We start from the raw sequence: 22,745 nt of genomic DNA, 5'->3' as shown, positions 1-22,745 counted from the left end.
GATCGCGATATCGAGCAGCGCGCAGTGGATCGACCGCGCGAGTGCGGCGGGCGCACGATGACGGCGGAATCGGTGACAACCTCGACTCGGCCGGACGAGCAGGTGGTCCGTCCGGCCCTGGAGAAATTCGGATTCGCCGAGTTCCGGCGTACCACGGTCATCGGTTCGGTGCTCGGCGGCTGCATGGTGCGCCGGGTGGTGCGCGGCGGGCTGCGCAGGGCCAAGCGTCGGCACGCGATGGCCGACGGCGTGGTCGACGGCTTCGAGGTACTCGGTCCGATGTTCGTCAAGCTGGGTCAGCTGATCGCCTCCTCGCCCGGTGCGTTCCCGCCCGAACTCGCCGACGCGTGTCTGCGCTGCCTGGACGATGTGCCGCCCTTTCCCGGCGTTGACGCGCGCAAGATCGTCGAGGCCGATCTGGGCCGCCCGATCGACGAGCTGTTCCGGGAGTTCGAGGACACTCCGCTGTCGGCGGCCTCGGTGGCGCAGGTGCACGGGTGCGTGCTGGCCGATGGCCGTCGCGCGGTGGTGAAGGTACAGCGGCCCGATATCGCCCGGCGGATGATCGTCGATCTGCGTGCGGCGTTCCGGCTGGCCCGGATGATGGAGCGACGTTCGGAGAACGCGCGGGTCGCCAATGCCGGTGGCGTGGTCCGTGATCTGTACGACACGACCGTCGCGGAACTGGATTTCCGCAACGAGGCGAGCAATCAGGCCCGCGCCCGGGAGAATCTGCGCGCCTTCGGCGACAACGTGAGTGTCGCGATACCCGAGGTGTATCCGGAGTATTCCGGTCCGCGGGTGCTGTGCATGGAACGGATGAGCGGGCTGCCGCTGGACCGGTTCGACGATATCCGCGCGGTGCATCCGGATCCGGAGCTGCTGATCCGCCGGTTGGTCAAGGCGTGGCTGGAAAGCGTTGTGGTACACGGGCTTTTCCATGGTGACGTGCACGCGGGCAATCTATGGCTGCTGGACGACGGCCGCGCGGCGATGCTCGATTTCGGCATCGTGGGCACGATGTCGCCGCCGTGGCGGGATTTCGTGCGCGCGCTGTTCCACGCCAGCGCCATCGACGGTGATTTCCGGCCTGTCGCACGGGCGTTGCGGGAGCTGGATCTGGTCGAGGCGGATTCCGGCGACGACGCGACCATCGGCCGTCAGCTCGCGACCGCGCTCGCGCCGGTCCTGTCGGGCAAGCTCGCCAAGCTGGATATGGGCAAGGTGGCCGCGCGGCTGATCGAATTCGGTAAGCGGCGCGGTGCGTCGGGGCCCGAGCAGCTGATCCTGATGGGTAAGCAACTCGGTTATTTCGAGCGCTATGCCGTTGCGCTGGCGCCGGGCTGGCGTCTGGGGCAAGATCTCTACCTATTCCGCAACGTGTTTCCGGAGGAGGTGGCCGCCAAGGCCGCCGCGGAGGGCATCGAACTCCCTGCGGACTAATTGATCTCCGGCCTGTCGATCGCCGCCGTGGGCTACGGTGCTGTACCGGATCGGATCGATCTGCAGGCCAACCGATCATGTGCCGACGGAGGACAGCGATGAACGGGCCCGACACCTATAGCTGGGAAATCACCTATACCAGGTTCGACGGCACCAGCCGGGTGGATCGCGGTGGGGGACAATTCGGTTCGCCGGAGGAGGTCACCGGCCGGATCTGCCGCACCTATGTGGAGGTCGGCACCGCGCTGTTCGACATCACCTGTGACGACGTCACCGAACAGCACTATCACGACGTGCTGGACGCGCGGGTGGAGGCTCGTCCCGAGCCGGCGCAGCCGATCGAGCACATCGGCGCGGTGATACTCGATCACGAGGGCGGGGAGCGGATGTCGCTGACGGCGCGGCTGGTCTATCGCTCGGTGACCGAGGCAGAGGTCGAGGATTACCGGGCCCAGCTCGCCGAATGGGACCGCCGCGACGCCGAACGCCGCGCCCGCCGCGCCAAGGCCGCGGCCGAGGCCGGGCGGCCCAGCATTCAGCCGCTGGACCCGAGGCTACGCAGTCTCATCACCAATCTGCAGGTGGAGGCGGACACCGTCCGCGAGGAGATCTTCACCCCCGACCACTGCCGCGAACAGCTGGCCCTGGCCGAGAATACGGTGGCCGCGGCGATGGCCGCGAAAACCGCCGCCGAAGCGGGCGGGAACGTCGCCGAGGCCGCCCACGCCCACGCCTACATCCAGCGCTGGCACCCCCGCATCACCCGCTGGGCCAGCATGCTCGAGCTGACCACCGAGGCATATATGGACGCCGCCGCGGTCGATGCCGAAGCCGAACGACTGGCGAACATCCCGCCGGTCCAGGACTGAGGCCCGCCAGGCGGACCGCCGTTGATCTCCCACCCGGCCGGACAGGTGCTCGGTCCAGTGGGGATGGCGGATGGCCGGACTCCGCGTCGCCGGGCCGCTCGCCTGCCAGGATGTGCGGGGGCACGGCAGTGCGGGCAGGTGCACAGCTGGGCGGTGGATGAGGTGGCTGTGCGGCTTGTGATCAGGGCGAGTCGGCGGTTCGGGGTGGGCGTAGGCCGTCGAGCACGACGGCGACGCGGCGGGCGCGGTCGGTGTCGTCGGGGGCGGGATGGGCGTCGACGGCCAGGACCGCGGCGGCGATCGCGTGAATATCGGCGAGGTCGACGTCGGTGCGGATGGCGCCGTGGGCCTGGGCCTGCGCGAGCAGGTAGGTGAGTTCGGCGTCCATCCGCTGTCCGGCTGCGCGCATCTCCTCGGTACTTCCCGCCTCCTCGAAAACCGCTGCCATGGAACGGTTGTCGCGGGCATTGGCGACGGTGGCGGTGAGGAAGGCGAGGAAAGCGTCCCCGGGGTCGTGCTGGGTGCGCAGATCTCGTGCGAGCTGGGTCAGTTCGCGGAGCCGGTCGGTGATGATCGCGGCGAACAGGGCCTGTTTGGTGGGGAAGTGGCGGTGCACGGTGCCCTGGGCGACTTTCGCGCGTCGGGCGATCTCACGCAGATTCGCCTGTGGGCCGAGGTCGTCGAAGGCGGATCGGGCCGCGGCGAGGATCTTGGCGCGGTTGTCGCGCGCGTCGGCGCGCAGCGGTCGGTCGGTCACCGGCACACTCCGATCTGGTAAACGGGTCAGTTGACCCGTATAGTTTCAACCGGGTCAACTGACCCGCTTTATTCGGCAGATTACAGGAGTGCGTATGTTTCTCGTGACCGGAGCCGGTGGCGAACTGTTCGGCCGGCCCGTTCTGGATCGGTTGCGTCGCCTGGTTCCCGAGGTGGATATCGTTGCCGGGACTCGTGATCCGGCATCCGTAAAAGCATTCGTGGAGACCGGAATTCCCTTGCGTCGCTTCGATTTCGACGAACCCGATGGGATGGTGACCGCGTTCCGCGGTGTGACGGCGGTACTGCTCAACGGCACCAATTACGGCACACCGGCACAGCGTCGGGGTGTCCAGCACGCCGCGGCGATCCGGGCGGCGGTGGCCGCGGGCGTGCCGCGCATCGTCTATGTGAGCTGGCCCGATCCGGAGCGATATCCGCTGCCGATGATGTCCGACTTCGCGGCTTCGGAAGCGTTGCTGCGCAACCTGTCCGCCGATGCGACGATTCTGCGCACCACATACGGGCTGGCCCAGACCGTCGGCCGTGATGTGACGACGGCGATCGCCGCCGGGACGCTCGCGGCGCCGGCCGGTCGGGCGCGCACCGCACCGGCCCATATCGAGGATCTCGCGGAGGCTGCCGCGCGGGTGCTGGTCTCCGATCGGCATCGCGGGCGGTGCTACACGCTCACCGCCGCGGACAGTATCGACTGGGATGATCTGGCGCGTCTGGCTGCCACGATCGCCGGGACGAAGATCGACTATCGACCAGTCGCGGATGAGGAGTTTCTGCGAGCGGTCGCCGAGCAGGGTGTGCCGGGGGAGTTGGCCGAGATTCTGCTGGGCGTGTATCGGGCGTTCCGGGGTGGATGGACCGGCACTCCGACCGGGGACCTCGCCGCGATCTTGGGGCGCGCGCCGCGACCGGCTCTCGAGGCCGTGGCCGCGGTCGTCTCCGGCTGACGGGATCGCGCGTCACCTACGCGGCGAATCCGGCGGGGCGATGACGCGGCGGATCCGACGATCTTCCCAGGTTGAAGTAGCGAGCGCTCGAACAGCGGCGGGCGCCTATCGGCGGCTTACGCGATGAGTTCCCATCTGCATCACGAGAAGTGTTCCGAGAATGGTTGTGCACAACTTAGTTGCGCGCTATATTATTGAGCGTGACCGATCAACTGGCTCTGGATCAGCAACTGTGCTTCGCGCTGTACTCGGCATCACGCTCGATGACGGCGGTGTACCGGCCGAAGCTGGAGGCGCTGGGGCTGACCTATCCGCAGTATCTGGTGATGCTGGCGCTGTGGGAGCGGCGCGACGGACGCAGCGTCGGAGAGCTGTGTGCGGCGCTGGGGCTGGATTCGGGAACGTTGTCGCCGCTGCTCAAGCGGCTCGAGACAGCCGGTTTGGTGACGCGGAATCGTTCGGCGGCCGATGAGCGCCGCGTCGAGATCGAACTCACCGAATCCGGTCGGCGGCTGCGGGCCAATGCCTGCGGTCTTCCGGCCGAGATGGCCGAGGTCGCCGGAATGTCATCGGAAGATATCGGGACGCTGTACGAACTGCTGCAGCGCCTCAACGGCGTATTGAGCGCCCACACCGCGAAGGAGAACTGAGATGCAGGTCCTGTACACGGCGGAGGCGCTGGCCACCGGCGACGGCCGCAACGGCCGCGCCCGCACCACCGACGGCAAGATCGATCTGGCGCTGTCGTTTCCGAAGGAGATGGGCGGCTCGGGCCAGGGCACCAACCCGGAGCAGTTGTTCGCGGCCGGTTACGCGGCATGCTTCCATTCGGCCCTGCGCATGATCGGCGGCCAGGCCAAGGCGAATATCGACGACTCCGCCGTCGGCGCGCGGGTCGGCCTCGGTTCCAACGACGAGGGCGGCTTCGCCCTGGAGGTGACCCTCGAGGTCTCCCTCCCGAACCTGTCCCGCGAGCAGGCCCAGGAACTGGCCGACGCCGCTCACAAGGTGTGCCCCTACTCCAACGCCACCCGCGGCAACATCGACGTCCGCGTGGTCGTCGCGGAGGACTGATCCGCCGGATCTTCGGGCCGCATCGTCACAGCCGATGCGGCCCGTTTTCTGTTGTGCCCCAGCGTGAATGATCGCGGTGCATGGCGCTGCGCGAGCGGCCGATGGATCGAGGTGAAACATCGACGACAAGGCTCGCAGGTGCCTGTGTTGCACCAGATATCCGGCGGGAGGACGACATTGGGGCGGTGTCAGGTGTCGCTGTCGGGGATGACGCGGTACCAGATTTCGGTGCAGGTGCGGGCGGTGGCGGGGAGTTGGTCGGGGGATTCGACGATGGTGCGGTAGAAGGTTCGTTCGCTCATCCAGCACAGGGCTTGGGCCAGGGCGGGGGCGTCGGCGGGGCCGGGGCCGTCGGGTAGTCCGGCGCGCACGAGGATCAGGGTCAGGGCGTCGCGGCTGGTGGCGATGGCCGAGGCCCACAGGTCGCCGATTTCGGGGACGATCGCGGAGTATTCGACGGCGGTGCGCATCACCGACCCGTGTTCGCGCCACATGCTTTCGGTGCCGGTCACGGCCATGGCGATGGCCTCGCGCGGCGGTAGATCGGTGTCGGCGGTGGGGACCAGGGCGGTGGACCGGAGTTGTTCGAGGGTGCGGGCCACGAGTGCGGTGAGGACTTCGTTCTTGGAGCCGAAGTAGAAGTACAGCGAGCCGCGGGAGATACCGGCGCCGCGTGCGATGTCCTCGACGGTCATGGCGTCGGGGCCGGGATCGGCCAGCAGGGATTCCGCGGTGTCGAGGATGGCTTTCTCGCGCAGTTCGCCCTTGCGCAGGGTGTCGCGGTGTCGTCGGCGGGGGGTGCTCGTGACCATGCACGTGAGGATACCGCTCCCACCAGGGTAATCTACGTCACGTGTAAAAAAATCAACGGTGTGTAGACTTTGCGGCATGGCGAAACTTTTTCTCATCACCGGCGTCAGTAGCGGCTTGGGCCGCGCCTTCGCCGAGGGTGCGCTCGAAGCAGGTCACCGCGTGTGCGGCACGGTTCGCAAGCCCGACGACGCGGCCGCTTTCGAAGCTCTGGCGCCGGGGCGGGCGTATGCGCGGTTGCTGGATGTCACCGACGAACAACAGGTCTTCGATGTGGTCGGCGAGGTCGAGAACACCCTCGGCGGAATCGATGTACTGATCGCCAATGCCGGTTACGGAGTCGAGGGCGTCTTCGAGGAGACGCCCCTATCCGTATTGCGAAATCAGTTCGAGGTCAACGTTTTCGGGGCCGCGGCAACCATCCGGGCGGTGCTGCCGGGCATGCGCGAGCGCCGCCGCGGGCACATCCTGGCGGTCACGTCGATGGGCGGGCTGATGACCGTGCCCGGCTTGTCCGCGTACTGCGGCAGTAAATACGCCCTGGAGGGCATTCTCGAAACGATCGGCAAGGAGGTGGCCGGATTCGGAATCCACGTCACCGCAATCGAACCCGGCTCGTTCCGCACCGATTGGGCGGGCCGCTCGATGGTCCGCGCCGAACGCGCCGTCGCCGACTACGACGAGTTGTTCGATCCGATCCGCACCGCGCGCCAGGCCGCCAGCGGCAACCAACTGGGCGATCCCGCCAAGGCGGCAGAGGCCGTGCTGGCCATTCTGGATTCTCCGACTCCACCGGCGCATCTGCTGCTCGGTTCCGATGCGCTACGCCTGGTCACAGCGGGCCGCGCGTCCGTCGATGAAGACATCGCGACCTGGGAAACCCTGGCCCGTTCCACCGATTTCCCCGATGGTGCGCAAATCCGCTGACGTGACACACGCGGCTCTGCGCCTCGTGCGGCGCGGTTGATCGGGCGATGCGTGACCATGCCGGCAGGGAGTGTGGAGCACACGCGATCGCCAGGCGATGATCCGAATCCTGTTGTCTGCGTGGGCTCGACGGCTTACGGCACCGTTGCGTGATGCGCGCCCGCATAGGCCGGATTCGGACTGTCGTCGCAGGATGCTCGTGAACTCACCTCCGGGGGTGCGCAGTAGTTGCCGCCGGAGGCCGCGCCCGGATCGAGCCGTGCCCGGCGCGGGTGCGCCGGGCACGACCTTCCAGAACAGGTGATGCGGCGTTGTGGGGCGAGTGATGTCGGCGGGGCTTGCCCGGGGGCAACCTTGTCAGCGGCGAATATATTCTCGGAGAACGTAATTCAGAACGCGGCGAGAATGCAGGCGGCGATGAACAGGACCTGTAGTGTCGTGCGAGCCGGGAGGGGAACGGTTTTCAGGCCGACGTGGGCGCGGGCCGCGCGAACGTTGGCCGGGAACATCAGTACGAGCATCGCCACGAGACAGAATGCTGCTATCGGAGCGACCGGCGGGATGAGAAGCCCTGCGGCACCGGCCAATTCGAGAATTCCGGTCAGGGTGACCAGGTTAGCCGGGCCAGGTAGGCGCGGTGGAACCATCTCGATGAGGGCATCGCGGCGGGGCTGTAGGAAATGAGCGCTGGCGGTCAGCGCGAACATCGCCGCGAGACCGAGCCGGACGGCGTGCGGCCAGGAATCGAGCCATCCCGGGAGCAGTAGCAGGCCGAGCAGGCGGGCGATGCCGCTGACGACGACGAGAACGACCAATGGTGCCATCAGGGTCTCCTGAGCAGGCGATAAATCTTGACGCTGACTAGATTAGGATCGTGCAGTAAACTTGTCAATGTCTAGATTCTGGGTCATGATCATGAGGTGACCAGGAACCGCTATCACCACGGGGACCTGCGTGCGGTATTGCTGGCCGAGGCCGCCGAGCAGATCGCGGCCGAGGGCATCGACGCGGTGTCGCTGCGTGCGCTCGCGCAGCGCGCCGGAGTCTCGCACGCGGCCCCCGCCCACCACTTCGGCAACCGCCAAGGCATGCTGACCGAACTGGCGATCGAGGGATTCGGCCTGCTCGCCGACGAATTGCACAGTGCCGGAACAGATTTCCGCGAGGTGGCGGTCGCCTACATCCGATTCGCCCGACTGCATCCCGGCCACTTCGAAATCATGTTCCGCCACGACCTGCTCGACACCGGCAATGACCAACTCGTCGCCGCCCGCACCCGCTCCGGCGCCTACCTGCGCGAGGGCGTCGCCGGAACCGGCGTACCTCCCGACCGCCGCCGAGCCGTCGAACTCGCCGCCTGGTCCCTCGTGCACGGCTATGCCTCGCTGTGTCGCGAAGGCGCACTGGAGGATTCGCAACTCGGCGAAGGCGACCCCGAAGAACTCGCCCGCCGCATGCTCGCCACCGTCGAATTCGGCTGAGCCGCCTCGGCGAAGGCCCGTTGGTAGATCTCGTCGATAACCGGGTTCTTGGCCAGGTTGTAGTCGGCGGGGTTGTCGGCCGTTTCGGCGGCGAGTGTGCGCTTGGTGCTCTCGTAGAGATTCCTGTCTCCCGGATGGCCGCGCAGCCGGTCCCGAAACACCAGGTGCCGGATGTGTTCAGTGGCATTCGGGCTGAAGACGTGCAGGTTCACCGCGGGGTCGGTGCGGGTGAGCATCCGGTGCTGGTGCCAGTGCGGCTCTCGCAGGATCAGCCGAAAACCAGCCTGCTCCAGCCCGGGGAGGTAGGCGGCCTCGTCCGCGGAGTCCGCCACGATGAGGTCGATGTCGATGATCGGTTTGGCGGCCAGACCCGGGACCGCGGTACTGCCGACATGTTCGATCGTGCATGCCGCCGCGCCGAGGGCCCGGCGAATCAGATCGGCTTGTTCGTCGAACAGCCGTGGCCAGCCGGAGTCATAGGGAGCCAACATGATTGGTTCGAGCCGTGGCGGCGCGCCATCCACCCAGGCGGCAGCCATCTGCTCCGGAGTACTGACTATCCGCTGCGTGATTTCGGGCGGAAATGACACGGCCGCACAACCTCCTGGAATCGGAAACGGCAAGTTGACGAGCGTACCCGGGTGTCAGCGTTCCCGAGCTGCGAGCATGGCGGCGGCCGTTGTGATTGGTCCTGCTGTCCTGCCGCCACGATCAGATGCTGACCTGCGCGTCGTAGTGCCCAGTCGTCGGCCCGATCCGTCGTAGGGTGATGCCCGTGCTGCTGTGGATCAATGGGCCCTTCGGCGGGGGTAAGACGCAGACCGCGTGCGAGTTGCGTCGACGGCTTGCCGGCAGTGTGCTGTGTGACCCGGAGGAGGCCGGGTTCGGGCTGCACCGGATGATGCCGCCGCGGTTGCGCGCGGACTTCCAGGACTATCCCAGTTGGCGTCAGGGAGTGTTCGAGGTCCTGGATCACGTGCTCGGTAACCACGATGGCGTGGTGATCGCACCGATGACAGTCGTCGAGCCTCGATACTTCGCCGAGACGGTGGGGAGGTTGCGCGAGGCAGGACATGACGTACGTCATTTCGCGTTGCTGGCCAGCCGGGAAACGGTGCTGAATCGTCTCCGAGATCGCGGTTTGGGCCTCGCGCCGGTCCTGCGCCGGATCGGTCAGGGTGATCTGCTGCTGCGCGGAGAGCAGTTCGCTGTGGACAGGCTCGACTATTGCCTCGAGCAGCTGAGTAAACCTGAATTCGCCGAACACATTTGGACCGACACGACCGCGGTGACGGCGGTAGCCGATCGTATCGCCGACAGCACTGGGTTGACGCTGGCGCCGGACACCGACGGCCGGTTGCGCGGCAGGCTTCGCCGCATGACTGTCACGATCCGTCACGCCCGCAGATGAACTCTCAGTGCCAAGGGGGGCGCTGTGGTGATGAGGATCGAGTTGTGGTGCCACGTCGTGGCTTCTGGCGCTGGCGGTAGGACTAGGTGCGCGGCCCATTCTGGTTTTGCCCTGCGGCGGGTGCACTGGCTGTCGGCCGGTGCTTGTGCCCTTGTGAGGGCTATTTCTCGCCGGGGTCGGCTGCGACGTCGCCGGCTTGTCGCTCCCGCAGCCAGAGCCGATGCCCGGCGTGTTCTCTGTTTCGCTTTGCCGTTGTCAGAACGGTTGCCTGCGTTGTCGGCCGACGCCTGTACCCCTGGTGAGGGCAATTTCTCACCGGGGTCAGGCTGCGATGTCGCCGGTTGTCGCTCTCGCAACCAGCGCCGGTGCGCGTTACGTTCTCGTTCGCGGCGGGTGTGGATGTCGGCCACGATTTGCGCGAGGAGTTCTCCCGCGTGGTGGCGATGATTCACTTTCGGGGTAGCGGTGGGGTCGATATGGTCCGGGGCGATCCACGCGGTCCGGCCTGGGAACTGTGAATCCTCATCCAGGGCAACAGTTTTCCAGCCCGTGTCGCTGTCGTTGATCAGAGAATGGCAATGGTCGCACGCCAGGACGAGGTTTTCGATGTCGGTCGGTCCGCCCTTGCTGTAATCGCGGACGTGATGCACCGCGCACAGTGATGCGGGCGCATCACAGCCTGGCCGTGAGCATCCTGCCAGTGCGGCGATGAGTGAGAGTCGTTGTGCGGGTGAGGCCAGTCGCCGCATCCGTGCGAAATGCAGGGGTAGCCCGGCGCGGTCGAACACTGCCAGGTAGGGGCGTGAGGTTTCGGCCAGGCGCAACGCGTCGGGGATCGCGACGGTGCCGCCGGTTGCGGTGGTCGCGGCTCCGGACAGTTGTTCGAGGTCTGCCAGGCGCATCGTGAGCACGGTGGTGACCGGTATTCCTCGATGCGTGCCGAGCTTGTCGGTGTCCACCAGCTCTCGTAGCAACAGTGTGAACGCGTCGTGGGTGCGCTGGGGTGCGGTACGTGTGTCGCGTTGTGCGGCAGCGGTGATCAGCTGTGGATCGGTGCGGTCCAGATTCGCGCCGGGGCTGGTGGGGTCGTGCGGGTTAGCTACGCCGGGACGCGCGTATTTGGCCAGCACCGGGTCCAGCAGCGCCCGTAGTACCGGGTCGATGTCTCCGGTGATGGCGGACATCCCGTCGGGCCGTTGCCTGCCGATCCGGATTCCGCGCATGCGGGCGCGGTCGGTGTCGTCGGTGATCCGCCTGTCCGGGTCCAGATGCGCCAGAATGCTGACGCCGACCTTCCCGATATCGTCAGGGGACCCGGTGGCCGCGAACTCGGCCAGCATGCGTGCCGCGCGTTCGACTCCGCGCAGCAACTCGACCGCGTCGCGATCGGGTGGTGGGGTCAGTGACTGTTCGAATTCTATCGCGAAGATCATCTCGAAACACCCTCCGAGCCCATGTGAAATCAGAATCTTCACTCTGGACAATTGACCCAATTATGCTTGCACACACCACTTTTCGACCAAACCCGTGGTCAGCCGAGATATGGGTGGTTACCGGAGAGGAGTCGCCGATCTGTTGGTCTTGCGAGGGGCCGGAAACCTCCGGCCCCCAGCGGAATTCAGTCCGTGTCCGGTCGCGTCAGGAATGCCAGGACCGCGCTCTCCCAGGCCGCTTTCTGCTCGATCATCACCCAGTGCCCGCAGTTCGGGAAGATGTGAATTTCGCCGTGGGGGAGGGTGCGGAGGGGGAGCAGGGCCATGTCGACGGGGCTCACTCGATCGTCGCGGCCCCAGGTGATGAGGGTGGGGGCGGTGATCTTGTGGAGCATGGCCCAGTACGGGGGCTGGTCGGAGGCGGCGGCCGCCGCGGCTGAGGCGGTCATCGCCTTGCGGCTGTACATGCGGCGGGCGGATTCGAGGGTCTTCGGCTCGGTGGCGAGGGTCCAGCGTTCCTCGATCATCTCCTCGGTGACGATGCCGCGGTCGTACACCATCGAGTGCAGCCAGCCGATCAAGGCCTCGCGGGTGGGATTGTCGGTGAAATCCATCAGCAGGTTGATGCCCTCGCCGGGGCCGGGGCTGAGGATGTTGCGGCCCACGCCGCCGATGGTGACGATGCGGCGGAACAGATTCGGTTGTGCGATAGCGAGATTGGCGGCAACGATGCCGCCCATCGAATTGCCGATCACGTTCACCTGCTCGAGGCCCAGCCCGGCCAGGAAGCGCACGACCGAGGCGGGCGCGGCCAGCATCGGATGCTGATCGGTCGGATCGCTCACCCCGAACCCCGGGAATTCCAGTACCAGACAACGGAAATGCTCGGCGAAGACCGCGAGGTTGCCACGATAGTTGCGCCATCCGGTGACACCCGGCCCGGACCCGTGCAGCATCAGCAGCGGCGGGCCGTCACCGGCCTCGTGATACCGCAGCACTCCCTGGTCGGTGTGCAACTCCCGCAACGTGTTCTCGTAGGTCAAGTCGGCCATCGCGGTGGGTCCGCCCTTTCTCACAGGTCGAGTGCGATCCCTGCGGACGTTAGGGCATGGCCGGTGTGCGGCGGTAGTCGCGATACCGCCCACCGAGACTGGTCCCGAGTCGCATCCGGCTCCTGACACGGTCCCAGCCGATGTGCTCACGATCGCTGTGGCACTGTGCGCACGACACTCAACCGACCACTATATTTCTGTCGATCCGAACGGAATCGGCCGAAAGATCGGCATCGCGCGTCTCGGGACCGAGTAGCGCGCCACCGGTGATCAATACGCCCCCGATCACCAGCAGCACGGCCGGGGTGAAATCGCGCGGCATCAGTGCTCCCAGCCAATTCTGGTAATAGGCGTAGAACGAGGTGATCAACAGCGGTGTGCTGTAACCGAGGCCGAAACCGGTGCCGCGAGCCGCGACCGGGAAACGCTCGCACAGATAGGACGGCGTCACCGCGAACACACTCCCACCGGTCATCCGGATGACCAGCGCGACCATTACGAGCGTGAAGAATCCGCTCGACCAGCCCACGGCCAGCAACGCGAAACTGCCCGCGCAGATCACCCCGACGGCCACACCGTTGTAGGCGATGAAACGCCGCCTGCCGATACGCTCGCTGAGCTGTCCCAGGAATGGGAAGAAGATCGCGTGGATTCCCTGCGCGATGACCAGCACGCCGGTGACCTGCGTCGCGGTGAGATGGCTGTCCTCGTGCAGCGCGGTGGGCAGAATTCCCGAAGCCATACTCGACGCGAACCAGACCCCGGTCATCAGCACGAATATCTGCACGAAGTCGCGACGTTGCGATCCCAGCACGATCTCACGAATCGGATTCTTCGTCTTCCGGGTCGACTTCCAGGCCACCGACTCGTCCACGGCCCGTGAGTAATAGACGAGAAATGCGACCGACAGCACGGCTCCGAAAATGAACGGTATCCGCCAGCCCCACACGGTATACGCCGCATGCGGACCACCCTCGTGGGCGAATTGCAGCACCACCAGGGTCGTCACCGCGATCACGCAGTTGGCCAGGGCCGAGCCACCGCCGATGAAGCCGCCGTACCAGCCGCGTCGGCCCCTCGGTGATGCCTCCATGGCCAGCGGCGTCGATCCGGTGTATCCGCCGCCCATGAACACGCCGTCCACGAAACGCAACACGATCAGCAGTGCGGTGCTGGCGATGCCGATATCGGCGTAACCGGGCAGGGCCGCGATGAGAGCGGTCGACACGCCGCATCCGGCAACCGCCCAGAGCGTCACCGTGCGCCGGCCGACCGTATCGGCGAAGTAGCCGAAGATCATCGAGCCCACCGGCCGCCCGACCAGGGTCGCCACGAAGACCAGCGCCGAGGTGACCGCCTTGGTATTCGCCGGCATGTCGGAGGGAATGAAATAGATCATCGCGGGCACGAGGGTCACCGTCGGCAGGTACACGTCGTACATGTCGACGAAGAATCCGAAGGCGGCACCGAACACCGCGTTGCGCGTTCGCCGGGCGTCGAGTGGCTCCGGCGTCGGATCGCCCTGGTTGGTCGACATCTTCGTCTCCTTGACCTACCCACGGGCACAACGGATCCCGCAGCCACCTGTCCGGCGTTCGAGTTCAATCTGGAACGTCTCGGGGGCTGTTCGGGCTCGGCATCCCACGCGGTCTACTCGCATATTGTCCAACAATATTGTTCTTGAAGTTAACACTCCTCGACCGTGGCCACAAGACTATGCGCGGTAGAAGCTCCTGATATCCGCAGAATGACAGATCTAGGCGATCGTGACCTCTAATTGTTGTCTAACAATCTCTCTGTGGGGTGTCGTTCGTTGAGGTGGTGATACTGGAACCGCTACCGCAGCCGCGCAGTCTTCCGCGTGACCGACGCAACCGTTCCCTGGGTAATCCCTTGTGCCCAAGCGGTTTTCGGAAGCTCTGCGTCATCCGCTGTCGGGTCGGTTCGCTCGGGGGCTCGCGTGGTCGCAGGTCCGCGTAATCGGCTGGGGCACAACATGTATGCCCGGATGACACCCGCTACCTCGCAGATGTCGCACCCGGCCCGGGATTTCGATCCGGTCGGTGCCGCCGCGCCGAGATTCCGTCGAGATGACGTGGGCTGCTGTCGGCCGAGTCCGTCCGAGTTGAGTCAATCAGTGATTGAATCGTTGGTTGAAATGTGTTTCACTCGTGCCATGGCTGAGCAGGTCGAGAACTCGACGGGTACTCGTGAGCGGTTGCTCGCGGCGGCGGAACAACTGCTGCTGACCGGGCGGTACGACGAGGTGTCGGTGCGTGGGATCTGCGCGGCGGCGCGCGCGAATTCCGCTGCGGTGCACTACCATTTCGGTTCCAAGGAGGCGCTCGTCGCGGCGCTGATCGAGGACCGGCTCGGTGCGCTGTGGGATACCCGGCTCACCGAACTGACCGCGCGGCATGCCGGGGTGGCCGAGGTCGTGGACGCGGTGATCGAGCCGTTCGTGGCACTGGCCGCCGATCCGGTGGGGCGGTTGCATCTGCGGCTGATGGCGCAATTCGTGCTCGGCCGCCGCCCGATCGGATTCAGCCGGCCGTGGTTCCGCCTCGACACCTGGGACGGGCTGCTGCCCGGCCTGAGCGACCGCGAGAGCCGCCGCCGCTGGATGCTCGCCTTCGATCTGATCATCATGCGATTCGGCAATGTCGAATCACAGGGCTCCGAACTGTCCGCGGGCGCGGTGGCGACGCTGCGCGATTTCGTGGTGGCCGGATTGACCGCTCCCACAGGAGAGAATCGATGAACGACATCTTCGCACCGGCCAAGCTCGGCCCGATCACATTGCGCAACAGGGTGATCAAGGCCGCGACCTTCGAGGGACGCACGCCGGACGCCCTGGTGACCGATGAGCTGATCGGCTTCCACCGCGAAATCGCCTCCGGCGGTGTCGGTATGACGACCGTCGCCTACTGCGCCGTCGCCCCGGGCGGGCGCACCGACCGGCATCAGATCTGGATGCGCCCGGAAGCACTGCCCGGACTGCGCAGACTCACCGACGCGGTGCATGCCGAGGGCGCGGCGGTCAGCGCCCAGCTCGGTCACGCCGGACCGGTCGCCAACGCCGCGTCCAACCGGGCGCCCGCGCTCGCGCCCAGTCGCATGTTCAGCCCGCTGGGCATGCGGATGATGAAGGTTCCCGACGAGTCGGAGATCGCCGAACTCGTTGCGGCGCATGCCGATGCGGCCCGGTACGCCGAGCAGGCCGGATTCGACGCGGTGGAGATCCACTTCGGCCACAACTATCTGGCGAGTTCGTTCCTGAGTCCGCTGCTGAACCGGCGCACCGATCGCTACGGCGGATCCGATGAGAACCGGGCCCGGCTGGCGCGCGAGATCGCGCGTGCGGTCCGCGACGCGGTGGGCGGGCGGCTGGCGGTGACGGCCAAGTTGAATATGGAGGACGGCGTGCGCGGCGGCTTCGGCCTGGCCGCGTCCTTGCGGGTCGCCGCGTGGCTGGAACAGGACGGCTGCCTGGACGCGCTGGAGTTGACCGCGGGCAGTTCGCTGCTCAATCCGATGCTGCTGTTCCACGGCGATGCGCCGCGCGCCTCGTTCGCGAAGACGCTGCCGGTGCCGACGCGATGGGGTTTTCGCGTGGTGGGCAAGAAGTTCCTGCGCGAATATCCGTATCGCGACGCCTATCTGCTGGATCTGGCCCGGCAGTTCCGCCGCGAACTGGCACTGCCGCTGATCCTGTTGGGCGGCATCACGAATCTGGAGACGATGCAGCTCGCGCGGTCCGAGGGTTTCGACTTCGTCGCCATGGGCCGCGCATTGCTGCGGGAGCCGGATCTGTTGCGCCGCATCCAATCCGACCCCGCGACCCGATCGGCGTGTATCCACTGCAACGAATGCATGCCGACCATCTACACCACCACGCACTGCGTGCTGCGCCTGGAACAGCCCGCCGTCGCCCGTGCGGCCGACGGTGAATGACGCTATCCGCCAGTGGCTTTCGCGCTGGACGTCTCGGCGTCAGCCCCGCATCCGACTCGATGAGGAGATTACAACTGTGGCAGGACGATTGACCGGACGCGTCGCGCTGATCACCGGCGCGGCCGGAGGCATGGGCGCATCGCATGCGCGCGCCTTCGTCGCCGAGGGCGCGGCGGTGGTGCTGGGCGATATCGCCGACGACGCCGGTGAGCGGCTGGCGGCCGAACTCGGCGAGCGGGCGATCTTCGTGCACCTCGACGTGACTCGCGCGGACGACTGGACGGCGGCGGTCCAGGCCGCGGTCGAGCGGTTCGGCGGGCTCAACGTGCTGGTCAACAATGCCGGTCTGCTGGACGGCGGCCCGCTCGGCGTCTACACCGAAAAGCAGTGGGAGCGCGTGCTTTCGGTGAATCTGACCGGTCCGTTCCTCGGCCTGAGCGCGGCCCGGGACGCGCTGGTGGAATCGCGTCCGGCCTCGGTGATCAATATTTCCTCGGCCGCGGGGATGCAGGGCGTCGCGGGAATGCACGCGTACACCGCGTCGAAGTTCGGCGTGCGCGGGCTCACCAAATCCGCTGCGCTGGAGCTGGCCCCGCACGGCGTCCGGGTCAACTCCGTGCATCCGGGTGGCATCATGACGCCGATGATCGGCGCACCGGTCGCCGAGCCCGGCGCTGCCCCGGCGGTGGACAGATCCGCCAATCCGCTTGCCCGCCTGGGACTTCCCGAAGAGGTGACCGGTCTGGTGGTCTTCCTGGCGTCGGAGGAGTCCAGCTACTGCAACGGTGCGGAATTCGTCGCCGACGGTGGTATGACCGCCGGGTCGAATTTCGGCTGAGTTCCAGGCTGTACCGCAGCGGTATTCGGCACGAGGCGACATCGGTGTCGGGTCACCTTGTGTCCTGGGAAGATTCGGCGATGTCGAATCACGTGTTCACCTTCGATCCCGCGCGGCTCGCGGGCTCGGAGACGTCGTAGTCTCAACCGGCCAGCAGGACTGCGATCAGGGATATCGCGCCCGGCAATGCCTGGACCAGGAGAATGCGCCGTCCGGCGGTGAAGCCGCCGTAGAGTCCCGCGACCACGACGCAGGCGGTGAAGAAGATCGCGGCGTCATGGCCGACCGGGTCGGCGGCGATCAGGCTCCAGATCAGGCCCGCGGCGAGAAATCCGTTGTAAAGGCCCTGATTCGCGGCCAGCACCTTGGTCTGCTCGGCGAATTCGGCGGTGCTGCCGAACGAGGCGCGAACACGCGGGGTGGTCCACAGGAACATCTCCATGATCAAGATGTAGATGTGCAGGAGGGCGAGTAGTCCGACCAGCACTTCGGCCACGATTCGCATGAGGGCACGCCTTTCACGGAGTTCCACCGGTGTTGTCCGGCTCGGCTCCAGCATGTGCGGTGCGAGGGGGTGTACCCGGAAGGCTCGCCGTACCGGTGTTCGGCGCGAATCGGCCTTTCCGCGATCTGTGCTACGAGACGGCTGGTGGGGCGTTGAAAACCTTTTGAGCGCAGACAGTTTCGGAAAATGGCTGTTCGGTGACGGAATCCTTACGGCAACTGCGCTCGGGCGGGTGGGCTTGCGATACCCCGGCTCGGTGCCGCTGCCGCCGCGCTGACGCTCGGATATGCTCGGGAGATCGAGCCGTGTCGATACGAACGCGCCGGGCCGAGGAAAGGAACGCCGTCATCTTCGAAAACGCTCTACAGAAGTCTGTCGAATTGCTCCTGCGCGGCGGGACCGGAGTGCAGGGACCGCTGGCGGCGAAATATGTCGACCGGTTACGACGTCGGCACCCGGACCGTTCGCCCGAGGACATCGAAAAGAAACTGGAATCGAGATATCTGATCATCGTCACCGCCAGCGGCACGATCGCGGGTCTGTCGGCAGTGGTCCCCGGTGTGGGTACTTTGATCGGATTGGCCGCCAGCGGAATCGAATCCGTCTTCTTCCTGGAGGCATCCGCGCTGTACGCGGCCTCGGTGGGGGCCGTGCACGATATCGAATCGATGTCGCCGGAACAGCGCCGCGCCCTGGTCGTCGGTGTGGTGCTCGGTGAGGGCGGCGCCGATCTGCTGGGCAGGAATCCCGGTCAGGCGGCCAGGGATTGGGCTACCGTGGTAGCCGACAAACTTCCAGTGGTGCGCAATATCGACAATGCCCTGGTGAAAAGGTTCATTGTCCAATTCATCGCAAAACGCGGCGTTCTCCTGTTCGGCAAGACATTGCCGATCGGGATCGGTGCGGTGATCGGGGCCGCGGGCAACCTGACAGTCGGCAAATCCGTAGTGGCCAACGCGCATCGCACATTCGGCCCGGCCCTGTCGACTTGGCCGGAATGACCCGTGGAGTGTCGCTATCGACCGAGGGCGGCCGGATTTCGTAGCATCTCCTGAGTCGTGTGCAGGGCCGCGCCGAGGATCGGGCCACGTCGGCCCAGCGGTGATGCCGTAACCGTTCGAGGGTCGAAAGGTCTTACGGTGAGCCGGTTTTCGAGCTGTCGGCGAATTCGGGGCAGCAGCCAGCCGCCGAGTTCGGCATAGGCCCCGCCGAGGACCACCGCGGCAGGGTCGAACAGTCCGATCGCACCGGCCAGGGCGATACCCAGTGCGTCTCCGGCTCGTTCGATCGCTTCCAACGCGCCCGGGTGTCCGGCGTTCGCGTGCTCGGTCAGGACGGTGACCGGGTCGGTGGTGGTCGGCTCGGGTAATCCGGCAGCGTGCAGTACCGCATCCTGATTCGCGTACAGCTCGAGGCAACCTCGGCTGCCGCAGGTGCAGCGCGGTCCGTCAGGATGAACCGGCATATGGCCGAGTTCTCCTGCGAAACCACGTGATCCGCTGTAGAGCCGTCCGTCGATGACGAGTGCCGCGCCGATTCCGGCCTCGGCGGAGACGTGCAGGAAGTTGCCGGGCGCGTGCGCGGTCCAGAGTTCGGCGAGGGCTCCCAGATTGGCCTCGTTCTCCAGTTCCGGAGTGTCGGGGCCGGGCCACAGCGTGGCGATCGGAATGTCGTGCCAGCCGAGATTCGGTGCGTGCGTGAGCATTGCGGGTCCCGGGCCGGGCAGGCCGGGCACCGACAGCAGCGGAGACAGCGGCCGCAAGCCCAGGGTCTGGGCCTCGGTTCGCGCATCGGCGGCCAGATCCGCCAGTGCGGCAAGGACATCGGCGGGATCGCGGTGGGCATTGGCTCGTTCGACGCGTCGCCATACCCGCACCTCACCGCGCAGATCGGTCACGCATGCGCCGAGATGGCCTACGCCGATCTCGAGTCCGAATCCGGCTGGGCCGCTGTCGTTCAGCGCCAGCGTGCGCCCGGGACGTCCCGCGCGTCCCGAGGAGGCCATCGGCCCTTCGCGGACGAGTTCGGCGGCGATGAGTTCGTCCACCAGGCTGGAGACCGCAGCGCGGGTGAGTCCGGTGCGGGCCGCCACGTCCGCACGGGAGAGATCGGTGTGCGTGGCGACGGTCCGCAATACCAGTGCGAGGTTGTGCCTGCGCATACTGAGCTGTGAGGCAGCCGGACCGTGGGCGGGCGTATCAGCCCCGAAATACGCTGCGCCGCTGTGCCGTACGGTGTTCGGCCCATGCGCCTTCGGTTGTGTGCCGGTCATGACGCACTCGCAGTGAGCAGGTGAATTTCCTTGGTGAGTATGCGTACCCGGCGGCTGGAGGTGGGGCGTGCTGTGTGCGTTGGCGGTTGCGTCGGCGTGCGACTGCAATGTGATGTGAGCAGTCGTAGTCGCACGGGTGGGCAGCTCGAGGTGAACACTGGTGTGGTCATTCGCCGCTCGCCGGGGTGGATGGGCGTGGCGCGACGCCGTCGAGCAGCGGTGCGGCGGCGTCGAGGGTTGCGGCGAGTCGGTCGCAGGCGGCGACATCTCGCGGAATCGGTTCCAGCAGTGGGCCTTCGGCGGTGCCCCAGCGTCGGGCGACCGCATAGGGGTCTTCGCCGGTCAACAGTGCCGCGGACTGGGCGGCCGCGCCCAGGGCGACCAGTTCCGCGGCGGGCGGGATGCGGACCGCGCGGCCGGACAGGCGCAGGACCGTCTGCTGCCAGGCCGTCCCGCGTGCGCCGCCGCCGATCAGGAGCAGCGGGGCAGCCCGGTTCGGTGATGTCGTGGGGGCGGATGCCACAGAGCGGATCGGCCGCGCGGCAGCGCGGTCCGGTGGCGTCAGGACCGATTCGAGGGCCGCCAGCAGGGAATACACCGCGCCATCGTAGGCGGCCTGCAATACCTGACCGGGGGTGGTGTCGTGGCGCAGACCGTGGATCAATCCGCTCGCGGAGGGAAGACGGGGGGTGCGCTCGCCGTCGAGATATGGCAGGACGACCGCGCCGCCACCCGGTTCCACCTGCTCCCGGTTCAGACTCAGCAGCGTCGCGATGCGGTCGATCGCCTGGGTGCAGTTCAGGGTGCACGCCAGCGGCAGCCAGTCGCCCCCGGCATCGGCGAATCCGGCCACGACACCGGTGGGATCGCACGGCCGGACCAGAGTGCGAGCGTAGACGGTGCCGGAGGTGCCCAGGCTCAGTACCGGGGTGCCCGGCTCGAGGCCCAGGCCCAGTGCCGCGGCCATATTGTCACCCGTGCCCACGGCGACCGGAATCCCCTGCGGCACAGGGCCGTCTGTACGAGAAAGACCCACCGGGCGGTCCGGCGGCGCGAGAGCGGGGAGTGTCGCGGAGTCCAGCCCGATCGCCTCGAGCACCTGATCGTCGTACCCCGATGGTGACCACCAGGCCGTCCCGGAGGCGTCGCCCCGATCTGTCGCCCCGACACCGGTCAGCCGTTCGGTGAGATAATCATGCGGAAGACGCACGGCCGCAACGCGTTCGGCATCGCGAGGTTCGTTCTCGCGCAGCCAGGCCCACTTGGCGGCGGTGAACGAGGCATTGGGCACCGAGCCCGCGCGCTCGGCCCACCACTGCGCGCCGAACCGCTCGACCAGCGCCTCGGCCTGAGGCGCGGAGCGCACGTCGTTCCACAGCAGAGCCGGGCGGACCGGCTCGCCCGAAGCGTCGAGTGTTACGAGTCCGTGCTGCTGACCGCCGATCGAAATCGCCTCGGCCCGTGTGGCATACCCGGTTTCCGCGACGGCCGCGCACAGCGCCGACCACCACTGCCGCGGATCGCTCTCGCGCGCCTCGCCCGTACTGACCGTATGCGGTGCGCGTCCCTCGCCGAGCACCTTCCCCGAGTCCACGTCGACCGCCAGCGCCTTGGTCGCCTGCGTCGAACTGTCGACGCCGATGACGACGCGTTGAACAGCCATGGTCACGCTCCTGCCGTGGTCGTGCGGACAGTCTTCCCATCCGGGTCACCGCCCACTATATTTGTTTTTCGACTTTACAAATAGGGATTCATGATCCCGCGCAGAGTTCGGAGCCGCCCATGAGCAGGTTCACTCCCACCCCCGCCGATCGCTTCACCTTCGGCCTGTGGACCGTCGGCTGGCAGGGTCGCGATCCGTTCGGCGACGCGACCCGCCCGGCCATGGATCCGGTCGAATCGATCGAGCGCCTGGCAGAGCTGGGCGCGTACGGCATCACCTTCCACGACAACGACGTGATCCCGTTCGACGCATCGGAATCCCAACGTGCACAGGTCATCACGCGATTCCGTGCCGCGCTGGACAAGTTCGGCCTGGCCGTGCCGATGGCCACCACCAACCTGTTCACCCATCCGGTGTTCAAGGACGGCGCGTTCACCGCCAACGATCGCGACGTGCGGCGGTACGCGCTGCGCAAGACCCTGCGCAATATCGATCTGGCCGTCGAACTGGGCGCGTCCACCTACGTCGCGTGGGGTGGTCGCGACGGGGCGGAATCCGGCGGGGCCAAGGACGTGCGGCTCGCGCTGGATCGGCTGAAGGAGGCGTTCGACCTGCTCGCCACGCATGTGCGCGAGCAGGGTTACGACTTGCGCTTCGCCATCGAGCCCAAGCCGAACGAGCCGCGCGGGGACATTCTGCTGCCCACGATCGGCCACGCGCTGGCCTTCATCGACGAGCTGGAATTCCCGGAACTGTTCGGCCTGAATCCCGAAGTGGGACACGAACAGATGGCCGGACTGAATTTCCCGCACGGCATCGCCCAGGCGCTGTGGCACGGCAAACTCTTCCATATCGACCTGAACGGCCAGACCGGCCCGAAATACGATCAGGACCTGCGTTTCGGCGCGGGGGATGTGCGCCAGGCATTCTGGCTGGTGGACCTGCTCGAACGCAGTGACTATCGGGGTCCGCGCCATTTCGATTTCAAGCCCGCGCGCACCGAGGATTTCGATGGCGTATGGGCCGCGGCGGCCGGATGTATGCGGAACTATCTCATCCTGGCCGACCGGGCGAAGGCATTCCGGGCCGATCCGGATGTGCAAGAGGCACTGCGGGATTCGCGGGTGCAGGAGTTGGCCGAGCCCACCGCGGCCGACGGCTTGGCGGGTCTGCTCGGCGACCGTTCCAGCTTCGAGGAGTTCGATCCCGAGGCCGCCGGACGCCGGGGAATGGCCTTCGAGCGGCTCGATCAGCTGGCGCTGGAGCATCTGCTCGGTGCTCGCTGACCTGTG

The 22,745-nt window shown here is 66.7% G+C and carries 23 protein-coding genes; 13 read left to right on the top strand and 10 right to left on the bottom strand.

Annotation, left to right across the window (positions count from 1 at the left end):
• Window positions 1-72 precede the first annotated feature (72 nt).
• Complete coding sequence (locus NM2_RS04770; RefSeq protein ID WP_245717841.1) at window positions 73-1,443, top strand: ABC1 kinase family protein; 1,371 nt, start codon at window positions 73-75, stop codon at window positions 1,441-1,443.
• 98 nt (window positions 1,444-1,541) lie between these two features.
• The gene (locus NM2_RS04765; RefSeq protein WP_067664475.1) at window positions 1,542-2,312 is read left to right on the top strand and encodes a hypothetical protein; all 771 of its coding nucleotides are present in this window, start codon (window positions 1,542-1,544) and stop codon (window positions 2,310-2,312) included.
• 181 nt (window positions 2,313-2,493) lie between these two features.
• Here NM2_RS04765 and NM2_RS04760 read toward each other — a convergent pair whose 3' ends face one another.
• Window positions 2,494-3,069 carry a TetR/AcrR family transcriptional regulator gene (locus NM2_RS04760; RefSeq protein ID WP_067664624.1) on the bottom strand — a complete coding sequence of 192 codons (576 nt, stop codon included), beginning with the start codon at window positions 3,067-3,069 and terminating at the stop codon, window positions 2,494-2,496.
• A 94-nt stretch (window positions 3,070-3,163) separates the two neighbouring features.
• Here NM2_RS04760 and NM2_RS04755 point away from each other — a divergent pair, with 94 nt between their 5' ends.
• From NM2_RS04755 to NM2_RS04745, 3 genes are all read left to right on the top strand, one after another.
• Window positions 3,164-4,033 carry an NAD(P)H-binding protein gene (locus NM2_RS04755; protein ID WP_067664473.1) on the top strand — a complete coding sequence of 290 codons (870 nt, stop codon included), beginning with the start codon at window positions 3,164-3,166 and terminating at the stop codon, window positions 4,031-4,033.
• 200 nt (window positions 4,034-4,233) lie between these two features.
• Entirely contained in the window at window positions 4,234-4,683 is a 450-nt protein-coding gene (locus NM2_RS04750; protein WP_067664472.1) for a MarR family winged helix-turn-helix transcriptional regulator, read from the top strand.
• A 1-nt stretch (window position 4,684) separates the two neighbouring features.
• Window positions 4,685-5,107, top strand: a complete 423-nt coding sequence (locus NM2_RS04745; protein WP_067664470.1) for an organic hydroperoxide resistance protein — start codon at window positions 4,685-4,687, stop codon at window positions 5,105-5,107.
• 188 nt (window positions 5,108-5,295) lie between these two features.
• Here NM2_RS04745 and NM2_RS04740 read toward each other — a convergent pair whose 3' ends face one another.
• Window positions 5,296-5,919: a TetR/AcrR family transcriptional regulator gene (locus tag NM2_RS04740; RefSeq protein WP_067664468.1), complete on the bottom strand. Its 624-nt coding sequence runs from the start codon at window positions 5,917-5,919 to the stop codon at window positions 5,296-5,298.
• Window positions 5,920-5,995: 76 nt separating this feature from the next.
• On the opposite strand from NM2_RS04740, the gene NM2_RS04735 reads away from it, so the two are divergent.
• A complete protein-coding gene (locus NM2_RS04735) occupies window positions 5,996-6,844 on the top strand; it encodes an oxidoreductase (protein ID WP_067664466.1) in 849 nt (282 codons plus the stop codon).
• A gap of 389 nt (window positions 6,845-7,233) precedes the next feature.
• Here the strand turns inward: NM2_RS04735 and NM2_RS04730 are convergent, their stop codons facing one another.
• Entirely contained in the window at window positions 7,234-7,668 is a 435-nt protein-coding gene (locus NM2_RS04730) for a DoxX family protein (protein WP_067664464.1), read from the bottom strand.
• A 96-nt stretch (window positions 7,669-7,764) separates the two neighbouring features.
• Between NM2_RS04730 and NM2_RS04725 the strand changes: the two genes are divergently transcribed.
• On the top strand, window positions 7,765-8,325 hold the full coding sequence (locus tag NM2_RS04725) for a TetR/AcrR family transcriptional regulator (protein ID WP_067664462.1): 561 nt from the start codon (window positions 7,765-7,767) through the stop codon (window positions 8,323-8,325).
• On the opposite strand, the gene NM2_RS04720 is transcribed toward NM2_RS04725, so the two are convergent.
• On the bottom strand, window positions 8,220-8,915 hold the full coding sequence (locus NM2_RS04720; RefSeq protein WP_245717840.1) for a GrpB family protein: 696 nt from the start codon (window positions 8,913-8,915) through the stop codon (window positions 8,220-8,222). The two genes, NM2_RS04725 and NM2_RS04720, sit on opposite strands and share 106 nt — an antisense overlap.
• A 185-nt stretch (window positions 8,916-9,100) precedes the next feature.
• On the opposite strand from NM2_RS04720, the gene NM2_RS04715 reads away from it, so the two are divergent.
• Window positions 9,101-9,736: an AAA family ATPase gene (locus NM2_RS04715; protein ID WP_067664622.1), complete on the top strand. Its 636-nt coding sequence runs from the start codon at window positions 9,101-9,103 to the stop codon at window positions 9,734-9,736.
• On the opposite strand, the gene NM2_RS04710 is transcribed toward NM2_RS04715, so the two are convergent.
• The 3 genes from NM2_RS04710 to NM2_RS04700 form a co-directional block, all read right to left on the bottom strand.
• Window positions 9,721-11,169 (bottom strand): HNH endonuclease signature motif containing protein, encoded by a 1,449-nt coding sequence (locus tag NM2_RS04710; RefSeq protein WP_067664458.1) that lies wholly within the window; start codon window positions 11,167-11,169, stop codon window positions 9,721-9,723. The genes NM2_RS04715 and NM2_RS04710 overlap by 16 nt on opposite strands.
• Before the next feature lie 185 nt (window positions 11,170-11,354).
• Window positions 11,355-12,221, bottom strand: a complete 867-nt coding sequence (locus tag NM2_RS04705) for an alpha/beta fold hydrolase (RefSeq protein WP_067664456.1) — start codon at window positions 12,219-12,221, stop codon at window positions 11,355-11,357.
• A 178-nt stretch (window positions 12,222-12,399) separates the two neighbouring features.
• Complete coding sequence (locus tag NM2_RS04700) at window positions 12,400-13,758, bottom strand: MFS transporter (RefSeq protein ID WP_067664454.1); 1,359 nt, start codon at window positions 13,756-13,758, stop codon at window positions 12,400-12,402.
• A 639-nt stretch (window positions 13,759-14,397) separates the two neighbouring features.
• On the opposite strand from NM2_RS04700, the gene NM2_RS04695 reads away from it, so the two are divergent.
• The 3 genes from NM2_RS04695 (at window position 14,398) to NM2_RS04685 (ending at window position 17,013) form a co-directional block, all read left to right on the top strand.
• The gene (locus NM2_RS04695) at window positions 14,398-14,982 is read left to right on the top strand and encodes a TetR/AcrR family transcriptional regulator (protein ID WP_084530480.1); all 585 of its coding nucleotides are present in this window, start codon (window positions 14,398-14,400) and stop codon (window positions 14,980-14,982) included.
• On the top strand, window positions 14,979-16,175 hold the full coding sequence (locus tag NM2_RS04690; RefSeq protein ID WP_067664450.1) for an NADH:flavin oxidoreductase: 1,197 nt from the start codon (window positions 14,979-14,981) through the stop codon (window positions 16,173-16,175). The genes NM2_RS04695 and NM2_RS04690 overlap by 4 nt, the downstream gene beginning before the upstream one ends.
• A gap of 76 nt (window positions 16,176-16,251) precedes the next feature.
• Window positions 16,252-17,013, top strand: coding sequence for a glucose 1-dehydrogenase (locus NM2_RS04685; RefSeq protein WP_067664449.1), 762 nt, complete (start codon window positions 16,252-16,254; stop codon window positions 17,011-17,013).
• A 142-nt stretch (window positions 17,014-17,155) separates the two neighbouring features.
• Here NM2_RS04685 and NM2_RS04680 read toward each other — a convergent pair whose 3' ends face one another.
• A complete protein-coding gene (locus tag NM2_RS04680; RefSeq protein WP_067664447.1) occupies window positions 17,156-17,518 on the bottom strand; it encodes a DUF1304 domain-containing protein in 363 nt (120 codons plus the stop codon).
• 305 nt (window positions 17,519-17,823) lie between these two features.
• Between NM2_RS04680 and NM2_RS04675 the strand changes: the two genes are divergently transcribed.
• The gene (locus NM2_RS04675) at window positions 17,824-18,519 is read left to right on the top strand and encodes a hypothetical protein (protein ID WP_084530479.1); all 696 of its coding nucleotides are present in this window, start codon (window positions 17,824-17,826) and stop codon (window positions 18,517-18,519) included.
• A 14-nt stretch (window positions 18,520-18,533) separates the two neighbouring features.
• Here the strand turns inward: NM2_RS04675 and NM2_RS04670 are convergent, their stop codons facing one another.
• A complete protein-coding gene (locus tag NM2_RS04670; RefSeq protein WP_084530478.1) occupies window positions 18,534-19,790 on the bottom strand; it encodes an ROK family transcriptional regulator in 1,257 nt (418 codons plus the stop codon).
• Window positions 19,791-19,956: 166 nt separating this feature from the next.
• Window positions 19,957-21,453, bottom strand: a complete 1,497-nt coding sequence (gene xylB, locus NM2_RS04665; RefSeq protein ID WP_157120879.1) for a xylulokinase — start codon at window positions 21,451-21,453, stop codon at window positions 19,957-19,959.
• 119 nt (window positions 21,454-21,572) lie between these two features.
• On the opposite strand from xylB, the gene xylA reads away from it, so the two are divergent.
• Window positions 21,573-22,739 carry a xylose isomerase gene (gene xylA, locus NM2_RS04660; RefSeq protein WP_067664441.1) on the top strand — a complete coding sequence of 389 codons (1,167 nt, stop codon included), beginning with the start codon at window positions 21,573-21,575 and terminating at the stop codon, window positions 22,737-22,739.
• The last annotated feature ends 6 nt before the right edge of the window (window positions 22,740-22,745 follow it).

Source organism: Nocardia miyunensis NBRC 108239 (genome assembly GCF_001613065.1).
GTDB classification, from domain to species: Bacteria; Actinomycetota; Actinomycetes; order Mycobacteriales; family Mycobacteriaceae; genus Nocardia; species Nocardia miyunensis.
Note: the sequence above shows the minus strand (reverse complement) of the source record. Positions and strands in the feature narration are given on the sequence as shown.

What these genes read in the sequence shown, in the direction of transcription:
- NM2_RS04765 (WP_067664475.1), top strand. Translation starts at nt 1,542, where the DNA reads ATGAACGGGCCCGACACCTATAGCTGGGAAATCACCTATACCAGGTTC.
- NM2_RS04755 (WP_067664473.1), top strand. Translation starts at nt 3,164, where the DNA reads ATGTTTCTCGTGACCGGAGCCGGTGGCGAACTGTTCGGCCGGCCCGTT.
- NM2_RS04745 (WP_067664470.1), top strand. Translation starts at nt 4,685, where the DNA reads ATGCAGGTCCTGTACACGGCGGAGGCGCTGGCCACCGGCGACGGCCGC.
- NM2_RS04740 (WP_067664468.1), bottom strand. Translation starts at nt 5,919, where the DNA reads ATGGTCACGAGCACCCCCCGCCGACGACACCGCGACACCCTGCGCAAG.
- NM2_RS04735 (WP_067664466.1), top strand. Translation starts at nt 5,996, where the DNA reads ATGGCGAAACTTTTTCTCATCACCGGCGTCAGTAGCGGCTTGGGCCGC.
- NM2_RS04730 (WP_067664464.1), bottom strand. Translation starts at nt 7,668, where the DNA reads ATGGCACCATTGGTCGTTCTCGTCGTCGTCAGCGGCATCGCCCGCCTG.
- NM2_RS04710 (WP_067664458.1), bottom strand. Translation starts at nt 11,169, where the DNA reads ATGATCTTCGCGATAGAATTCGAACAGTCACTGACCCCACCACCCGAT.
- NM2_RS04705 (WP_067664456.1), bottom strand. Translation starts at nt 12,221, where the DNA reads ATGGCCGACTTGACCTACGAGAACACGTTGCGGGAGTTGCACACCGAC.
- NM2_RS04700 (WP_067664454.1), bottom strand. Translation starts at nt 13,758, where the DNA reads ATGTCGACCAACCAGGGCGATCCGACGCCGGAGCCACTCGACGCCCGG.
- NM2_RS04695 (WP_084530480.1), top strand. Translation starts at nt 14,398, where the DNA reads ATGGCTGAGCAGGTCGAGAACTCGACGGGTACTCGTGAGCGGTTGCTC.
- NM2_RS04690 (WP_067664450.1), top strand. Translation starts at nt 14,979, where the DNA reads ATGAACGACATCTTCGCACCGGCCAAGCTCGGCCCGATCACATTGCGC.
- NM2_RS04680 (WP_067664447.1), bottom strand. Translation starts at nt 17,518, where the DNA reads ATGCGAATCGTGGCCGAAGTGCTGGTCGGACTACTCGCCCTCCTGCAC.
- NM2_RS04670 (WP_084530478.1), bottom strand. Translation starts at nt 19,790, where the DNA reads ATGACCGGCACACAACCGAAGGCGCATGGGCCGAACACCGTACGGCAC.
- xylB (WP_157120879.1), bottom strand. Translation starts at nt 21,453, where the DNA reads ATGGCTGTTCAACGCGTCGTCATCGGCGTCGACAGTTCGACGCAGGCG.
- xylA (WP_067664441.1), top strand. Translation starts at nt 21,573, where the DNA reads ATGAGCAGGTTCACTCCCACCCCCGCCGATCGCTTCACCTTCGGCCTG.